Source organism: Halomonas sp. SSL-5 (assembly GCF_030708455.1).
GTDB lineage: Bacteria > Pseudomonadota > Gammaproteobacteria > Pseudomonadales > Halomonadaceae > Halomonas.
In genome coordinates, this window is sequence record NZ_JAUYWF010000006.1 from 80,519 (window position 1) to 97,136 (window position 16,618).

General features: G+C 60.0%; 13 protein-coding genes. 11 read left to right on the plus strand and 2 right to left on the minus strand.

Annotated features, from left to right (window positions below):
- Positions 1 to 8: 8 nt before the first annotated feature.
- The 8 genes from narI to RAN53_RS08565 all read left to right on the plus strand — a co-directional run bounded on the left by narI (position 9) and on the right by RAN53_RS08565 (position 8,274).
- On the plus strand, positions 9 to 692 hold the full coding sequence (gene narI, locus RAN53_RS08530; RefSeq protein ID WP_305796390.1) for a respiratory nitrate reductase subunit gamma: 684 nt from the start codon (positions 9 to 11) through the stop codon (positions 690 to 692).
- Between the two features lie 4 nt (positions 693 to 696).
- Positions 697 to 1,518: a peptidylprolyl isomerase gene (locus tag RAN53_RS08535; RefSeq protein WP_305796391.1), complete on the plus strand. Its 822-nt coding sequence runs from the start codon at positions 697 to 699 to the stop codon at positions 1,516 to 1,518.
- Positions 1,519 to 1,632: 114 nt separating this feature from the next.
- Complete coding sequence (gene moaB / locus RAN53_RS08540; protein WP_305796392.1) at positions 1,633 to 2,226, plus strand: molybdenum cofactor biosynthesis protein B; 594 nt, start codon at positions 1,633 to 1,635, stop codon at positions 2,224 to 2,226.
- The gene (gene glp, locus RAN53_RS08545; protein ID WP_305796393.1) at positions 2,223 to 3,473 is read left to right on the plus strand and encodes a gephyrin-like molybdotransferase Glp; all 1,251 of its coding nucleotides are present in this window, start codon (positions 2,223 to 2,225) and stop codon (positions 3,471 to 3,473) included. Before moaB ends, glp begins: the two co-directional genes overlap by 4 nt.
- Complete coding sequence (locus RAN53_RS08550) at positions 3,439 to 4,176, plus strand: Crp/Fnr family transcriptional regulator (protein WP_305796394.1); 738 nt, start codon at positions 3,439 to 3,441, stop codon at positions 4,174 to 4,176. Before glp ends, RAN53_RS08550 begins: the two co-directional genes overlap by 35 nt.
- Positions 4,177 to 4,468: 292 nt before the next feature.
- Entirely contained in the window at positions 4,469 to 5,677 is a 1,209-nt protein-coding gene (locus tag RAN53_RS08555) for a M24 family metallopeptidase (protein ID WP_305796395.1), read from the plus strand.
- A gap of 66 nt (positions 5,678 to 5,743) precedes the next feature.
- Positions 5,744 to 6,502, plus strand: a complete 759-nt coding sequence (locus tag RAN53_RS08560; RefSeq protein ID WP_305796396.1) for a creatininase — start codon at positions 5,744 to 5,746, stop codon at positions 6,500 to 6,502.
- Between the two features lie 83 nt (positions 6,503 to 6,585).
- Positions 6,586 to 8,274: a BCCT family transporter gene (locus RAN53_RS08565; protein WP_305796397.1), complete on the plus strand. Its 1,689-nt coding sequence runs from the start codon at positions 6,586 to 6,588 to the stop codon at positions 8,272 to 8,274.
- A gap of 128 nt (positions 8,275 to 8,402) precedes the next feature.
- On the opposite strand, the gene RAN53_RS08570 is transcribed toward RAN53_RS08565, so the two are convergent.
- Complete coding sequence (locus tag RAN53_RS08570; RefSeq protein WP_305796398.1) at positions 8,403 to 9,266, minus strand: LysR family transcriptional regulator; 864 nt, start codon at positions 9,264 to 9,266, stop codon at positions 8,403 to 8,405.
- 268 nt (positions 9,267 to 9,534) lie between these two features.
- On the opposite strand from RAN53_RS08570, the gene RAN53_RS08575 reads away from it, so the two are divergent.
- Positions 9,535 to 10,986, plus strand: a complete 1,452-nt coding sequence (locus RAN53_RS08575) for a sodium:solute symporter family protein (protein ID WP_305796399.1) — start codon at positions 9,535 to 9,537, stop codon at positions 10,984 to 10,986.
- 570 nt (positions 10,987 to 11,556) lie between these two features.
- Here RAN53_RS08575 and RAN53_RS08580 read toward each other — a convergent pair.
- On the minus strand, positions 11,557 to 12,465 hold the full coding sequence (locus RAN53_RS08580) for a LysR family transcriptional regulator (RefSeq protein ID WP_305796400.1): 909 nt from the start codon (positions 12,463 to 12,465) through the stop codon (positions 11,557 to 11,559).
- A 229-nt stretch (positions 12,466 to 12,694) separates the two neighbouring features.
- On the opposite strand from RAN53_RS08580, the gene RAN53_RS08585 reads away from it, so the two are divergent.
- Both RAN53_RS08585 and RAN53_RS08590 read left to right on the plus strand, forming a co-directional pair.
- The gene (locus RAN53_RS08585; RefSeq protein ID WP_305796401.1) at positions 12,695 to 14,803 is read left to right on the plus strand and encodes a hydantoinase/oxoprolinase family protein; all 2,109 of its coding nucleotides are present in this window, start codon (positions 12,695 to 12,697) and stop codon (positions 14,801 to 14,803) included.
- Between the two features lie 4 nt (positions 14,804 to 14,807).
- Positions 14,808 to 16,568, plus strand: a complete 1,761-nt coding sequence (locus tag RAN53_RS08590) for a hydantoinase B/oxoprolinase family protein (RefSeq protein ID WP_305796402.1) — start codon at positions 14,808 to 14,810, stop codon at positions 16,566 to 16,568.
- Positions 16,569 to 16,618: the final 50 nt, after the last annotated feature.

Genomic DNA, 16,618 nt, shown 5'->3' on the forward strand with positions numbered 1-16,618 from the left:
GAACCGTCATGTTTAGCGAATACCTGCAACACCTGATCTATGGCTACTACCCCTATCTGGCCGGTACGGTGTTCCTGGTCGGCAGCCTGCTGCGTTACGACCACGGCCAGTTCACCTGGAAGACCGGTTCCAGCCAGATGCTCTCGTCGAAGAACATGCGTCTCGCCAGCAACCTCTTCCATATCGGCATCATCGTGATCTTCTTCGGCCACCTGTTCGGCATGCTGACGCCGCACTGGGTCTATGCGCCCTTCCTGAGCGCCGGAACCAAGCAGGTGCTGGCGATCGTCATAGGCGGTATCGCCGGGGTGCTGTGCCTGGCCGGCGGTGCCATGCTGCTCTACCGTCGCCTGACCAACCCGCGGGTCAAGGCTTCGTCGAGCATGATGGATACCGCCATCCTCGGCTTGATCGTCTTGCAGGCCGGCCTGGGCGTGATCACCGTGTTCTTCTCGCTGGGCCACCTGGACGGCGCGATGATGCTGACCCTGGCGGGCTGGGCCCAGTCCATCGTGTTCTTCAGTGGTGGCGCGGCCGATTACATGGCCGAGGTCTCCTGGATCTACAAGATCCATGTCTTCCTGGGGCTGACCATCATCCTGCTGTTTCCCTTCACCCGCCTGGTGCACGTGTGGAGCGTGCCCTTCGGCTACGTGACTCGTCGCTATCAGCTGGTTCGCAAGCGGGGCTAATACCATGCAGAAGATCGATATCGAGATGATCCCGGGGGGCGCCACGCCCCCGCCCATCCGGGTCGGCGAGGCCACCATCGCCGAGGCCGCCATCGCCGAGGAGATGCAGTACCATCCGGCGGACAGCGCCGGCACCGCCCAGCTCAAGGCGGCCCGTGCGCTGGTGGTGCGCGAGCTGCTGCGCCAGCGGGCGGCCGCCCTGGGGGTTACCGAGGCTGCCGGCGAGGCGTTCGACGAGGCCGATGCGGCCATCGCCGAGCTGCTGGAGCGGGAGCTGGAGGTGCCCGAGCCCGCCGAGGCGGACTGCCGCCGCTTCCACGCCGCTCACCCCGAGCGCTTCAGCGAACCCACCCGCCTGCGGGTGCGTCATGTGCTGCTGGCCGCCGCGCCGGACGACGCCCCGGCCCGCGACGCCGGCTATCGCCTGGGCGAGAAGCTGGTCCGCGAGCTGCAGGAGGTGCCCGAGCGCTTCACCGAGTTCGCCCAGCGCCACTCCGCCTGCCCCTCGAAGGAGGAGGGCGGTGACCTGGGCTGGCTGGCGCCCGGCCAGACCGTGGCCGAGCTCGACCGTGCCCTGCAGCACCTGCCCGAGGGCCTGCACGATCGCCCGCTGGCCTCGCGCTACGGCTGGCATGTCGTCACCATCGACCAGCGCGTCGAGGGACGCGAGCTGCCCTATGAGCAGGTGGCCGAGCACGTCCGCCACAGCCTGCGCGAGCAGGCCACCCGCCGGGCGCTGCGCCACTACCTGCTGGCGCTGGAGGCCGAGATCGGGGTCGAGGGGATCAGCCTCGACGACGACAGCGCCAGCGCCCTGATGCAGTAAGCCCTTCCCCCGGGATCCTGCCGCCTCGCCCGGCGGCGGGATCTTGCGCTTTCTTGATACGCGTCACCTCCCTCCCGCCCGCTCTGCCGCATCATGGCCAAAAAGGAGGCCCCCATGTCCCATGTTTCTGCCAACACGCCCTTCCTGCCCCTGGGCATCGCCGTGCTTACCGTCTCCGACACCCGCGGCTTCGACGAGGACGGCAGCGGCGACCTGCTCTCCGCGCGTCTCACCGAGGCCGGCCATGCCCTGGTGGAACGGCGCATAGTGCCCGACGACGTCTACCGCATCCGCGCGGTGGTCTCTAAGTGGGTGATCCGTGACGATATCCAGGTGGTGCTGGTCAACGGTGGCACCGGCTTCACCCGACGCGACACCACCCCGGAGGCGCTGACTCCGCTGTTCGACAAGGCGGTCGACGGCTACGGCGAGCTGTTCCGCCACCTGTCGCTCCAGAGCATCGGCACCTCCACCGTCCAGTCCCGCGCCGTGGCCGGGCTGATCGACCGTACCCTGGTGTTCGCCATGCCCGGCTCGCCCAAGGCCTGCGCCACCGCCTGGGACGGCATCCTGGTCGAGCAGCTCGATGCGCGTACCCGCCCCTGCAACTTCGTGGCCATGGTGCTGCCCCAGGGCGCGAGCTGCGCCAGCCGCCAGGAGCAGCCGTCACCGAGCGAGGCCGAGGCCGGTGAGGAGGTAGACGCATGAACTGCGGCTGCGCCGAGGTGGTCACCTCCGGTCTGCTCGACCTGTTCGAGGCGCGCGAGCGCATGGTCGGTGCCGGCCGGTCGGTGGAGGGGAGCGAGCGGGTGGCGCTGGGCGATGCCGAGGGGCGGGTGCTGGCGGAGCCGGTCGCCGCCGCCCTGGACCTGCCCGGCGTCGACAACAGCGCCATGGACGGCTACGCCCTGCGCGTCGCCGAGCTCGGCCCCGAGGGGCTGCCGGTGGTGCAGCGCGTGCCCGCCGGTGCCGGCGTGCTGCACCTGCCGGCAGGGGGCTGTGCACGCATCTTCACCGGGGCCCCGGTGCCGCTGGGCGCCGATGCCGTGGTGCCCCAGGAGAGGGTGCGCCTCGACGCCGCCGGCCGTGTCCACGTCGACGGCGAGCTGCCCCGCGGCGCCAATATCCGCCGCCGGGGCGAGGAGAGCCGCGCCGGCACGTCGCTGTTGCCTGCCGGCACGCGCCTGGAGGCCGCCGCCATCGCCCTGCTGGCGAGCCACGGCATCGCCGAGGTGACGGTGAGGCGCCGCGTGAAGATCGCGCTGTTCTCCACCGGCGACGAACTGATCGAGCCGGGTGCGACCCGGGCGCCGGGGCAGGTCTTCGACAGCAACCGCGCGATGCTCAAGGCGCTGATGGCCCGGACGGGCGTCGAGGTGCTCGACCTCGGCGTGCTGCTCGACGACCCCCTTGACCTGCTTCAGGCCCTGAGCCGGGCCCGCGACGAGGCCGATCTGGTAGTCTGTAGTGGAGGCGTCTCGGTGGGGGAGGAGGATCATGTACGGCCCGCCATCGAGCGGCTGGGCGGCATCGCCTTCCACGGGGTTGGCATCAAGCCCGGCAAGCCCTTCGCGCTGGGCTTCCTGGGTGAGTCACTCGCGGCCGGCACACCGCTGGTCGCCCTGCCGGGCAACCCGGTGGCCTCTCTGGTGGGCTGGCAGTTCCTGGCCCTGCCGCTGCTGCAGGCGCGCCAGGGCATGACCCCGCCGGCGCTGGAGTCCTTTCCGGTCACCGCCGGCTTCTCCCGGCGCGGGCCGCGCGGGCGCCGAGAATTGCTGCGTGTGGTGCTCGACTGGAGCACCGGCACGCCGGTGGCGCGGCTGGCCGGCGGCCAGGGATCGCATATGCTGAGTGCCGCCAGCCAGGCCCATGGCTACCTGCTGGTCGACGCCGATACCGATGTGGAGGAAGGACATGCCCATGGATACTGCCCAGCCGCCCAGTTCGGCCGCTGACCTGCTGTTCAAGCCGCGCCAGCTCCGCGAGCTGGTGCGCGGGGTGCCCTGGCTGGGCGCGCTCTCCGACGCGGAGATCGAGGCGCTGCTCGAGGACTGCGAGCCGCGCACCCTGGCCAGCCGTGAATGGCTGTTCCGCCAGGATACCCCCGCCGAGTGGCTGCATATCGTGATCAGCGGTGCGGTGCGCCTGGTGCGCAGCGCCGGCGACGGCCGCCTGGCCACCATCCGCTGCGTGGAGCGTGGCGGCACCCTGGGCGAGCTGAGCATGGTCTCCCGGGAGGGCATCTACCTCTACTCCTCCGAGGCGCTGCGCCGCACCCATGTGCTGTCGATTCCCGCCGAGCGCTGCCGCGAGGCCATGGATCGCCACCCCGAATGTCGCGCCGAGTTCATGAGTCGCCTGGCGCTGGAACTCACCGACCGCCTCGAGGACCTGGCGCTGCTTACCCAGGGCGACGCCATGTCGCGGCTGGTCAGCTACATCCTGCGCCAGCTGCCGTCGGGACGCGGCAAGGAGCCCAGGGTGGTGCGGCTAACCATCCCCAAGCGCTGGCTGGCCGCCCAGCTGGCGATGACCCCGGAGACTCTCTCCCGGTTGCTGGCCAAGCTGCGCGACGCTGGCGCCATCAATATCGATCGCCAGCGGCTGGTGGTGCTCGACGAGCAGAAGATGCGCGACCTGATGATGACCGACGACTGAGACTCCGGCTGTTTCCCTCTTCCCCTCCGACTGGCCGATGGGTGGGTAGTGCTCGCTGAACAGTGAGGACTGACCACCTTCTGCCCCGTCAACCCCCTGAAATCAAGGCGTATTACCCGCACCAATGGCGGCATTTGCACTAGTCATTGGTCCCGCGGGGTGCCTCTGGCCATATTCGAATCACCAGCAGTCGACACAACACAGACAAGTGAAGGGGACGGCGGCCGACATCACAGGGCCGCGAACGCCCCGGCTGGTGAGTCGATCCCACGGACCCAGAGGAGACAACAACATGCAACTTCCGTCACTGATCGAGATTCCCAACGGCGACAAGGTCGTCCCGACCTTCTCCGACGCCGAGATGCAGGGCCGCCTGGCGCGCCTGCGCGACTACATGGCCCAGAACGATGTCGATGCGGTGGTGCTGACCTCCTACCACAACATCAATTACTTCAGTGACTTCGTCTACTGCAAGTTCGGCCGCGACTACGGCCTGGTGGTGACCCAGGATCGCTTCACCACGGTGACCGCCAACATCGACGGCGGCCAGCCCTATCGCCGCAACCGCCTGGGCGACAACATCGTCTACACCGACTGGCAGAAGGACAACTTCTTCAAGGCCGTCAAGCAGCTGTGCGAAGGCAAGCGGCGCGTCGCGGTCGAGTTCGACCACATGACGCTGCAAAACAAGCAGAAGCTGGTCGATGTGCTGGGCGATGTGGAGCTGGTCGATGCCGGCGCGCCCACCATGAAGATGCGCATGATCAAGTCCGACGAGGAGATCGCGCTGATCCGCCAGGGCGCGCGCATCGCCGACGTGGGTGGCGTGGCCGTGCGCGATGCCATCTACGCCGGCGTGCCGGAGTACGAGGTATCGCTGGCCGGTCAGGCCGCCATGGTGCGCGAGATCGCCAAGACCTACCCCAACAGCGAACTGATGGACACCTGGGTGTGGTTCCAGTCCGGCATCAACACCGACGGTGCCCATAACCCGGTGACCAGCCGCCGCGTGCAGCCCGGCGATATCCTCAGCCTCAACACCTTCCCGATGATCTCGGGCTACTACACCGCCCTGGAGCGCACCCTGTTCCTCGGTCATGCCTCCGACGAGCATCTGCGTCTGTGGGAGGTGAACTGCGAGGTTCATCGCCGCGGCCAGGAGCTGATCAAGCCCGGCGTGCGTTGCTGTGACATCGCCCACGAGCTCAACGAGATCTTCGCCAAGCACGACCTGCTCAAGTACCGCACCTTCGGCTACGGCCACTCCTTCGGCACCCTGAGCCACTACTACGGCCGCGAGGCGGGCCTGGAGCTGCGCGAGGACATCGATACGGTGCTCGAGCCCAACATGGTGGTCTCCATGGAGCCGATGATCATGGTGCCGGAAGGTCAGCCGGGTGCCGGCGGCTATCGGGAACACGATATCCTGGTGGTCAACGAGCACGGGGCCGAGAACATCACCGGCTTCCCGTATGGCCCGGAGCACAATATCATCAAGTAAAGTGTTGAATACAAAGGGGGAGCTTGGCTCCCCCTTTCTTGACGATAGCGTGCTGGGGAATACGAGATGAACAGTGTCAAGATAGAGAACCTGGACTGGATGACCTACAAGGCGCTCACCGAGCAGGGGCGCTGCCGGATCATCCTGCCGGTCGGTGCCATCGAGCAGCATGGCCCGCACATGTCGCTCAATCCCGATGTGCTGATTCCCAGCCATATCGGTGAGCAGGTGGCGTCTCGCGGCGACAACATGCTGGTCGCACCGCCCATCAGCTACGGCTACAAGTCACAGGTGAAGTCCGGGGGCGGCAACTTCTTCCCGGGGACGACCTGCGTCTCGGGAGCTTCGCTGGAAAACTATGTGTTCGATGTGCTGCAGGCCTATGTGAATCACGGCAACCGTGAATTCATCCTGATCAACGGGCATTTCGAGAACTCCATGCACCTCTGCGAGGCGGCCGACAGGCTGGTCAACAAGTGCCGGGCGGAGGGAATCTCGATCCGGATCTACCTGCTTTCCTACTGGGACTTCATCAGCGACGAGACCGTCGCCAAGGTGTTCCCGGATGGCTTCACCGGCTGGGCCGTGGAGCATGGCGGGGTGCTGGAAACCTCGATCATGCTGAAGATTCATCCCGAACTCGTCGACATGTCCAAGGCCGTCGACGTGGAACCGGCCAGCTTCCCTCCCTACGACGTCTTTCCCCCCGACCCGAGCTGGGTGGCGCCCTCCGGCACTCTCTCATCGCCGCTGAAGGCAACGGCCGAAAAGGGGGAGATGATCCTTGAAGAGTGCATCTCGGGAATCGTATCGCATTTGAACTGAGTCACTGGTCAGGCGCCTCGAGAGAGCCTCGGGGCCCGAGATATCAAGGACGATGCCAAGTACAACAATAGTGAGGTATCAAGATGCCTAAAAGAGAACCGGTCGCGGTCCCGCGATTCACGGGGCGAGACCTGCCCCCCATCGGGCGACTGGTCATCCAGTTTGCCCCGCCCATCGCCATCATCGCGCTGATCGTGATGGTGCTTCGCAATCCCGATGGCGTCGCCTCGGTGATCTTCGATCTGAGAACCTATGTCACGGGTGGCTTCACCTGGCTGTTCATCCTCTACTCGCTGTTCGCCGTGGCGGTGTGTGGCTGGCTGGTATTCAGCAAGGTGGGGAGCCGAGTCAGGCTGGGTGGCCCCAAGGCGAAGGCCGAATATAGCAACTTCGCCTGGTACTCCATGCTCTTCGCCTGTGGCCAGGGCATCGGCTTGATCTTCTGGTCGGTGGCCGAGCCGATCATGCTGCGTGACGAGAGTCCGGTCTTCCAGGCGATGGAAGGCAACGTGGCGGGCGGTGGCATCGTCTGGGCCTATTTCCACTGGGGCTTCACCGCCTGGGCCATGTACTGCGTCGTCGCGGTGTGCCTCGCCTATTCGCACCACAACCTGGGCAAGACCCTGACCTTCCGTGAGGCGACGGTGGACCTGCTGCCGCGCTGGGCGCGGGGCGGTGCCGGCGTGGTGGTGGAGCTGCTGGCGATCATGGCCACCATCCTGGGCCTTTCCACCTCCTTCGCCTTCGCCGCCATGCAGTTCACCGCGGGCCTGACGTCATTCACCGGCGTGACCTCCGGGCCGACCATCTGGCTGTTCGTCATCGTGGGCCTCGGCACCGCCGCGGCGATCTCGGCGTTCTTCGGCATCAGCAAGGGGATGCGGCTGATCAGCGAGACCAACTCCATCCTCAGCGTCGTGTTGGTGGTGGCCGCCTTCATCTTCGGCCCGACGCTGTTCATCATCTCCAATGTCACCCAGACCTTCGGCTCCTACTTCGCCAACTTCGTGCCGATGAGCTTCTGGACGGATGCACCGAGCACAGCCGAGCCGCTGACCTCATGGCAGCAGAGCTGGAACGGCTGGTGGACGGTGTTCATCTGGTGCTGGGTGATCGCCTTCTCGCCCTTCGTGGCTGGCTTCATCGCGCGTATCTCTCGGGGGCGTACGCTGCGTGAGTTCGTCATCGGCGTCACCGTGATCCCCTCCCTGATCGTCATGCTGTGGATCGGTGTGCTGGGCTCCGCAGCCATCTACTACGACGACAAGAGCGGTCGCGGCATCACCGATGCGGTCAATGCGGACGTCGCCAGCGGCCTCTTCGCCATGCTGGAGTCCATCCCGGTGGTGGGCAGCCTGCTGCTGGTGGTGGCGACGGTGCTGGTGGCGACCTACTACGTGACCTCCCTGGACGCCGGTACCTACGCCCTGGCGGACTTCGTCTCGGCGCCCAAGCGGGCGGGTGCCTGGTTCCGGGTGGTGCTGGTGCTCAGCATCGGCGCCGTGGCCACGGTGCTGCTGACCCTCGGCGGCAGCGGAGTGGTCGATACGGTCCAGACCGGGACCATCATCGGCGCCTTCCCGTTCTCCATCGTGATCCTGCTGATGATCGTGAACACCATTCGCCGCCTGCTCAATCGCGACCAGGCGACCAGGGAGCTCGAGAAGGTGGTCAATGACCCCGACCCCAACGTGAAGCTCGAGGTAGACGGCGCAGGGGAGGTCCAGGCGGTCTCCGGTGACAATCTGAAGCCCAGCGTTTCGGGTAACTGACGACCCCGGCCGTCACCCGCCAGACGCACGCTCCGTAAGGGCCAAATCGGAGCGTGCGCCCCGAAGGCAACAGGCCTGCCGGTCATCCCCCTGACCGGCAGGCCTGCTTGCGTTACGCCGGTCGCCGTTTACAGGTTGGCGATCCCGGATCTCAGGAAGTCCAGTACGTGGCGCGAGGCGATGTTGAGCTCGGGTTCCTTGTAGTAGAGGCCGATGCAGACGCGCTCCAGGGCCGGCAGGGCCGCCGTGCTTTCGGCATGCCTGAGATGGTCCGGTATGACGGAGCGTGCCATCGCGGTGATGCCGAGTCCCTCTTCCACGGCGGAGAAGATGCCGAGCAGGCTGGTGCTGGTGTACATGAAGCGATAGGGGTGCTGCTGGGCCTGTAGTGCCTCCTCCATGATCGAGCGATAGACACACCCCTGGGGGTAGGCGATCAGCGGAATCGGCTCGTCGTCGCAGCTGGCCTGATAGCCCTCCTTGAAGACCCACTCGAGGCTCTCCAGTCGGTAGTCCCGCGAGTCCCTCTCCTCGCTCGCCTTGGCCCGCTCCATGGCCAGGGCGATGTCGTAATGCCCCTTCTGGTAGCGCTGGAGTATCACCTTGCTGATCTCGCAATCCACCTCGACGATGATGTTGGGGTAGACCCGCGACAGGTTTCTCAGCGCCTTGGCCAGGAACGCCAGCTCGAAGTCGTTGGGGATGCCGAGGCGTACCTTACCCGAAATATTGTCGCCCCTTACCTTGGCGATGATCTGGTCATTGATCTCCAGCATCTGCCTGGCGGCCCGGTAGAGGTACTCGCCATCCTCGGTCAGCTCAAGGCTTGAGCCCCTTAGGAAGATCTTGGTGCCGAGGATCTCTTCCAGCTTCTTGACCTGCAGGCTGATGGCCGGCTGGGAGCGGCCCAGCAGCTCGCCGGCGCTGGTGAAACCACCCAGGTCCTTGATGGTGACGAAGGTCCTCAGCAGGTCGGTGGGGATGTTGGTCATCGTGGGGCCATTTCATTGTTTGATCAGGGCATAAGGCATACAAATTGGCGCCCTTGTGGATCGGAAAATACCTTGGAATCACTGCTCAATAGAAGCAGCGATGCACTCCAATAACGACAAATCTATAACATGAGGATATGCAGATGGATTCCTGGGTATTGACCACTTTTCTAATATTAACCTGCTATATGCTAATTCATTCTGGTGCTGCCTATCTCCGACGAGAGTTGAAGAGAAAGGCAATGGTACACCAGGCGAGGAAATGATCATGGATGCCTATCGGATGTTCAACTGGGGGCTGCTGATCCTCACCTTCGGCCTGCTGATCTATCTCGGCTTTCTCTCCTCAAAATACATGAACAAGAGTGACGAAGGGGGATTTCTGGTCGCGGGGCGTTCGTTGGGTGCCTTCGTTGCTGCGGGTACCATCGTCGCCACCGGTTTCAGCGGCTGGGGCTTCATGGGATCCCCTGGCGTGACCTACCAGTTCGGTGCCATCGAGGTACTGGGCAACTTCTTCTTCGCCCCCGCGATGATGATCGCGGTGCTCTACTTCGCGCGCTTCCTGCAGCGCCGGGCGGTCGAGATGGGCAGCAACACCATCCCCGAGTATATCGCTCAGAGCCATGGCGGCGGTGCCATGGGGCGGGTGCTGCAAGGGGTGGCGGGGTTCATCACCATCCTGCTGCTGCTGGTCTTCCTGACCAGTCAGATCAAGGCCGTGGGTCTGCTGGGTGCCAGCTGGCTGGGTATCGAGCTCAACCAGAGCGCCTTCCTGATGGTGTCGGTGATCATCATCTACACCATGCTGGGTGGACTGGCAGCGGTGGCCTGGACCGATACGGTCATGGTCTGCGGCATGGCCCTGGCGGCCGTGATCATCATGATCCAGATCTTCACCACGGTGGATCTCGGGACCTGGGAGACCTCCCTGAACGCCATCGACCCGGAACTGCTCAACCCCACCACCGGGGCCCACTACGGTGACTCCATCGGCACCGTCTTCCTGGTGCTGCCCTACGCCTTCCTGTTCGCCGCGGTATTGCCCTATATGGCCATCCGCTTCCTGGCCATGAAACCCGACGTCAAGCTGCACAAGGTCGGCGTCTATGTCGCGATCCTCGGGGCGCTGCTGAGCCTGATCCCCATCGTCGGCCTCTATGTGCGGATGCAGGTGCCGGACCTGGCCGACCCCGACATGGCGATGCCGGTCTACCTGGAGCAGTTCATGCACCCGGCCATCCAGGGGATCATCACGCTGTTCATCATCTTCGCCATGAAGTCCACGGCCAACTCGCTGCTGCACACCGTGGCCTCGGCGACCTCCCATGACCTGCGGCTCTCACTGTTCGGCCCGGTGGCCAGTGAGCGGGCGGCGCTCATGATCAACCGCCTGGCAGTGGTGGTGCTGGGCGTGGTGGCGCTGATGATGATGCTCTACGCCCCGCCCTTCATGCTCTCCTGGCTGGGTATCCTGGGCTCCGGCACCCTGCTGGCCAGCATGATCGGGCCGGTGTTCATCTCCACCTTCTGGCAGGGCAGCGGCTGGGGCGCACTCACCGCGATGGTGGTGGGCTTCTTTACCAGCGGCTACATGATGCTGTTTGCCGATGTGGGCTGGCTGATCGGGCCTTTGACCGGTTGTGCCGTGTCGTCGGCCTGCTATGTGAGCATCTCGATACTGACACGTCATCCGAACGCGGTGAGACAGGGAGCATAGTCTTGGGGGGATGCTCTGCATGCCGGCGCCGGGTCCCTGGCTCAGCGCCGGCAGCCTGTCTCGGTTACCGAGCCTGGCGTGGAGCTGTCGAGCCGCGTCGGTGCGATGCTCGCTTGTTACGGGGTGCGCCCTGGCGCCGGGCCCGCTGAACAGGGATGCTGCACCGCAAGAGTGCCCATGGTCGCCTCTGGTGCATGGGGCCATGCCGTTTCCTGCCCACCAGGAGCGCGACGACGTCGCCCTGCGCAGTCTTCACCTTTCCAAGGCGCCGAGGGCAGCTTCCACCACACCGCCACGGCGTGTCTTCTCGATAATGGGAGGAATGGCATGGAAATTGCTTTATATCATGTAGGGCCTTTCCTTCTTCACTTCCACCATGAGGGCCGGCGACACCCGAGGTGAAGCCTTCGTCATCGGACTGTGGCTCGCCCGCTCTGCCTTGTGCTTGATGCTGAATCCAGCCAGCTGAAGCAGTCGGTCAGGCGTTAACTCGACCACGTCGAAGACGCCGATGCGTCGGTGGTCCGGATGCAGGCCGCCTTGATGCAGCCTGAGTTCCCGGGCGACGGGTCAGTCGGGCTGGTCATCACTGAGCTTGCTCTGAAGAAGCTCATGGAAAAGCCGGAAACTGGAAGTGGTATAGGAGTTGCTCCAGGCCGCGATGGTCTCAACACTGTAATCGTCATGGTCGAGTGGAACCACGGCAATGTCATCTCGCTGGAAGCGATTGATACAGTCGGAATACAAGGAAACACCCATGTTGGCCGCAACCAGTCCAAAAATTCCGCTGCTGGTGCTTGCTTCCTGCACGACCTGAGGAGTGAACCTGGCATTCATGCAGATCTTGAAAATATAGTGGCGAAACTCGCTCCATCCATTTTCCGTGCCGAGGATAAACTTCTCTTCAGCCAGTTCTCGAAGACTCAGCTGCTTCCTGTTGGCAAGGCGGTGGCGCCTGGGAAGAATCGCTACGATGCGCTCCGAGGCGGCACGGAAAGTTTCGAGGCCCTCGATATCCAGCGGGCCAATCAGGAAGCCTACATCAATCTCGTGGTCCAGTAGCGCCTTGTGCTGGGTGTGAGAGGGCATATAGACCAGGTCCACTGAAATGTCTGGATACCTTTCCTTGAATACCTCAAGGATGCTGGGAAGCACGCCATTGATGGAAAAGTCATTGTAGGCAATGGAGAGATGGCCGATGTCTCCGCTCTGTGCCTGCTGAGCCAGTTGGGTGGCTCGCTCCAGGTGGGTGATGGCTAGCCGGCACTCCTCCAGGAAAAGCTGGCCAGCCACGGTCAGCGCTACCTGTCGGGTGGTACGCGAGAACAGCTCGGCACCGATGCTCTCCTCCAGGCCCTTGATGAGCCTGCTTAGGGCTGGCTGTGTGATGCATAGTACCTCCGCAGCCTGTTTGAAATGTAGCGTATTGGCAACGGCGAGGAAGGCTCTTGCCTGACGAAGATCGAAGAGTACATTCATGTTCTAGCCTGCAATAATCTTTTCAAAAACGGCATTAGACGTAATGATTTTTGGGCTCTAGGGTTAGAAATGTCAAGATAAAAAATCGTAAATTCCTGGGGTAAGCCTGAGCTCATGGCTCGACCAATATAATTCGAGTCTGCATGGAGAAAACTCAGATGACCGGTGGTTGAAATCTGTTTGACAGCTGGTGAAAAGTATAAAACATAAATCAAGGTGAGGTGTTAATATGGCTCGTATTGGAGTGGATGTCGGCGGAACAAATACCGATATTATTCTGGAGACGTTCCCGTCAGATTCTGTCGGGGCTGGTACGTTTCGCCATAAAGTGCCAAGCACGATTCAGGATCAATCGATCGGTGTTCTGCAAGGTGTCCTTGAAGTATGTGACAAGGCAGGGGTTAAACGAAGCGAAGTCAGTACCATCGTGCATGGGACAACCGTAGCAACGAATATATCAATAGAGCATAATGGTGCGGAAGTAGGCATGCTGACTACCAAAGGCTTCAGGGATATTCTCCATATTGGTAGGCACAAGAGGCCGCATAATTTTTCTCTTCACTTCGATGTCCCATGGCAATCCAATCCATTAGTGAAAAGAAGATATCGAATTCCCATTTCTGAGAGGATTCTCCCACCTTTTGGGGAAGTGGAAGTTTCTCTCGATGAGGAGGAAGTCAGGCAGGCTGCAAGGAAATTCAAGGAAGCAGGAATAAAGTCCGTAGTCGTTGGTTTTCTTTTTTCGTTCCTGAATAAAGATCATGAGGTGCGGGCTAAGGAAATCGTATTGGAAGAGATACCAGACGCCTACGTTTGTTGCTCTTGTGAAGTTGTGGATGCGATGCGGGAGTATGAGAGGTTTTCTACTGCTGCAATGAATTCCTATGTGGGTCCAAAGACATCTCTTTATCTGACTAATCTTGAGAGACAGCTCAAGGAGAATGGTGTTGATGCAGACTTGAGGATTATTCAGTCAAATGGTGGTCTTGCAACAGTTGATAGTTGTTGTGAGAAACCGGTTAATATTCTCATGTCTGGCCCTGCGGGAGGCGTAATAGGTGGTAATTTCTTTGCTGATTTAGATGAAGAGAAAAATATCATCACCGTTGATATCGGTGGGACCTCTGCAGACATATCAACCCTGGTTGAAGGCGATATAAAAATTATGAATCCTCGAGATTCATATGTGGGTGGGCACCCGGTAATGGTGCCGATGATTGACCTGATCACAATCGGTGCCGGTGGTGGGTCAATCGCCTATATTGATGAGGCCGGAGGCTTCCAGGTTGGACCTAGGTCAGCTGGATCAATGCCGGGTCCAGCCTGTTATGGTCGTGGAGGAGAAGAGCCCACGGTCACAGACGCGAATATCCTTTTGGGAAGGCTGGATCCAGATCAAATGCTGGGGGGAGACCTGAAGATTGATCCGGAACTTTCGTACAAAGCCATCAAAGAAAAAATCGCTGACCCGCTTGGTATGAGTGTAAGAGAAGCTGCTCTTGGAATCATAAAGATTGTTAATAACAATATGGCGCTCGCGATTCGGTCAAACTCTGTTGCCAAAGGCGTGGATCCTAGGGAATTCATGCTGATGCCGTTCGGGGGGGCCGGGCCTGTTCATGGTCCCGCGCTGGCGGAAGAGGTAAATGCCAAAGGTGTCATCGCCCCGCCTGCTCCGGGCATCACATCAGCAGCTGGTCTGCTGACTACCAACCTTCAGTATGAGGTGACACGATCATACCTATGTGAACTAACTTCAATTGTAAGCAACCAGGCTGAATCTCTTCAGTTGCTTCTTGAGGAGTTAGATTCAGAGGCTACCAAAAAGCTTGTGAAAGATGGCGTGGAGCCGGATCGAGTTAAGCTGACTAGATATGCTGAGTGTCGCTATCATGGCCAGGGTTTTGAACTTAGAGCGGAAATTCCAGAAGGTGAATTGAGTCAGTCTGCGATCAAGAAGGTTGTCGAGAATTTTCATGTTCAGCATGATACTGATTATGGGTACCGATATGATGAGGCCGAGGTGGAGCTAGTCACTCTAAGGGTGGTCGGGGAAGCTGCATCGAAAACCTTGGAGTGGAAAGAATTAGAAAAATCTTCTGAAAGAGATGCCAAAGAAGCAATAATGTATGAAAGAGAAACCACATTTGCTGTCGGTCAGTCAATCATGACTCCACGCTATGATAGAGAAAAGCTTCTGCATGGACATGTGGTATATGGCCCGGCTCTCATAATGCAGCATGACTCAACATCTCTCGTGCCACCCGGCTGGAATGCATCCGTATCAAGGTTCGGAAATTTGATGATCTCGAAGAACAAGCTGACCTACGGAGAGTAAATCGATGACTAATTTAAAAGTCGACCCGATCACGATGCAAGTTATCAGTGGTGCGCTGGATACCATTGCTGAAGAGATGGGGCATGTGCTTTATAGGATGTCTTTTTCTTCTATCATTCGAGAGTCCCAAGACCTGGGGGCTGGACTGTTTGACAAGAATTACCAGACGATCTGTGAGTCTGAGTCCACCCCGATGCATATTGGTTCAATTCCCGCATACCTCAGAGGTGTTGAGAAAACATTGCAGGATGGTGGATGGAATGAAGGTGATGTGGTTGTTCATAATCACCCGTATTATGGGTCAAGTCATACTCCCGATCTGGCGATAATCATACCAATTTTCTACAAGGGTAAACTGGTTGGGTTCTCAGCAAACACTGCACATCATATTGATATTGGCGCAGCCACACCAGGTCTCATCATTGATGTGGGTGACGTATATGCTGAAGGGATGTTGTTTGCAGGTCTCAAGCTGTATGAAAAAGGGAAGAAGAACGAAGGTCTTGCAAAAATGATCACGGCTAACAGCCGGGCTTCTGTACAGCTAATGAGAGATATTGAGGCCCAGATAGCCTCAGCGCAGCTGGGAGTCACACGGTTTCAGCAGCTGCTTGATAAATATGGAGAAGATTTTACGTTCTCAGCCATTTATCAGCTTATGGACTACTCGGAGAAAATGCTGAGAAACAAGATTTCCGAGATTCCAGATGGTGAATACAGGGCTGAAGGGTTTCTTGATGACGATGGAAGGAATCGCGACGTGCAGTTGCCTGTCGTGGTTACGGTAAAGGTGAAGGGAGATTCCGTCACAGTCGATCTGACAGGATCAGCCGATCAGACGCCGACTGCATACAATGTACCTTTCGAAGGTTCGTGCAAGGTGGCTGCATTTGCCGGCTTCAGGAAACTCCTCCTTGATGCAAGCGAATTGGAGGTGCCCATTCCCTCGAACGAAGGGTCTTTCCGGCCTATTGATGTTTTTGCACCTGAGGGGTCAATATTCAACCCTATTTTCCCAGCCGCCGCTGAGGCACGCTTTACACAGTGCAATATGATGATTGATCTTATCATCAAGGCCTTGGCACCTGTACTTCCAGGAAAAACAATTGCAGGTAGTTCTGCTGCCATTTCATTCGCTTCTTATGCTGGATTGAAAGATGATGGTGATTATTGGGTGTTCTTGGAGGTGAATGAGGGAGCTTATGGCGGCCGCCCAAATTCTGACGGCCCCGACTCTATCGATAACTTGATGGCGAATACCAGAAATAATCCTATCGAGGATCTCGGTATGCACCTCCCCATGATCTGTGATCGATATGAGTTGCGTGATGATGTTATGCCAGGAGCTGGTAAGTATCGTGGTGGTATCGGTGTTGTCAAGGCGCAGCGTGTTCTGACACCCGGCTTTATTACTCACGAAAGCGAACGGCATACTCATGTTCCTTGGGGGGCATTTGGTGGATCAGAAGGTGCTGTTGGTAAATGTGATATCTATAATTATGACTCAAAGGATGATGTTAAAAGTATGCCTTCAAAGTTTTCCGGGTATACAACCAAGAAAAATGATGTGATGGCCTTCTATGCTCCTTGTGGTGGAGGGTATGGCAACCCACTTGAGCGTCCTCCCGAACAGGTGAGGGAGGATGTTCTTGATGATTTCTGTAGCGTCCAGCATGCCTATGAAGCTTATGGGGTTGTGCTTGATGAAAGCTTGGAAATAGATCGATTAGCAACCGCTGCAAGGCGTAGTGAAATGGGGGGCTGAAATCATTACCCAGCAGGGGCGGACACCATTTTCCGCCCCTAGGCTCCTGG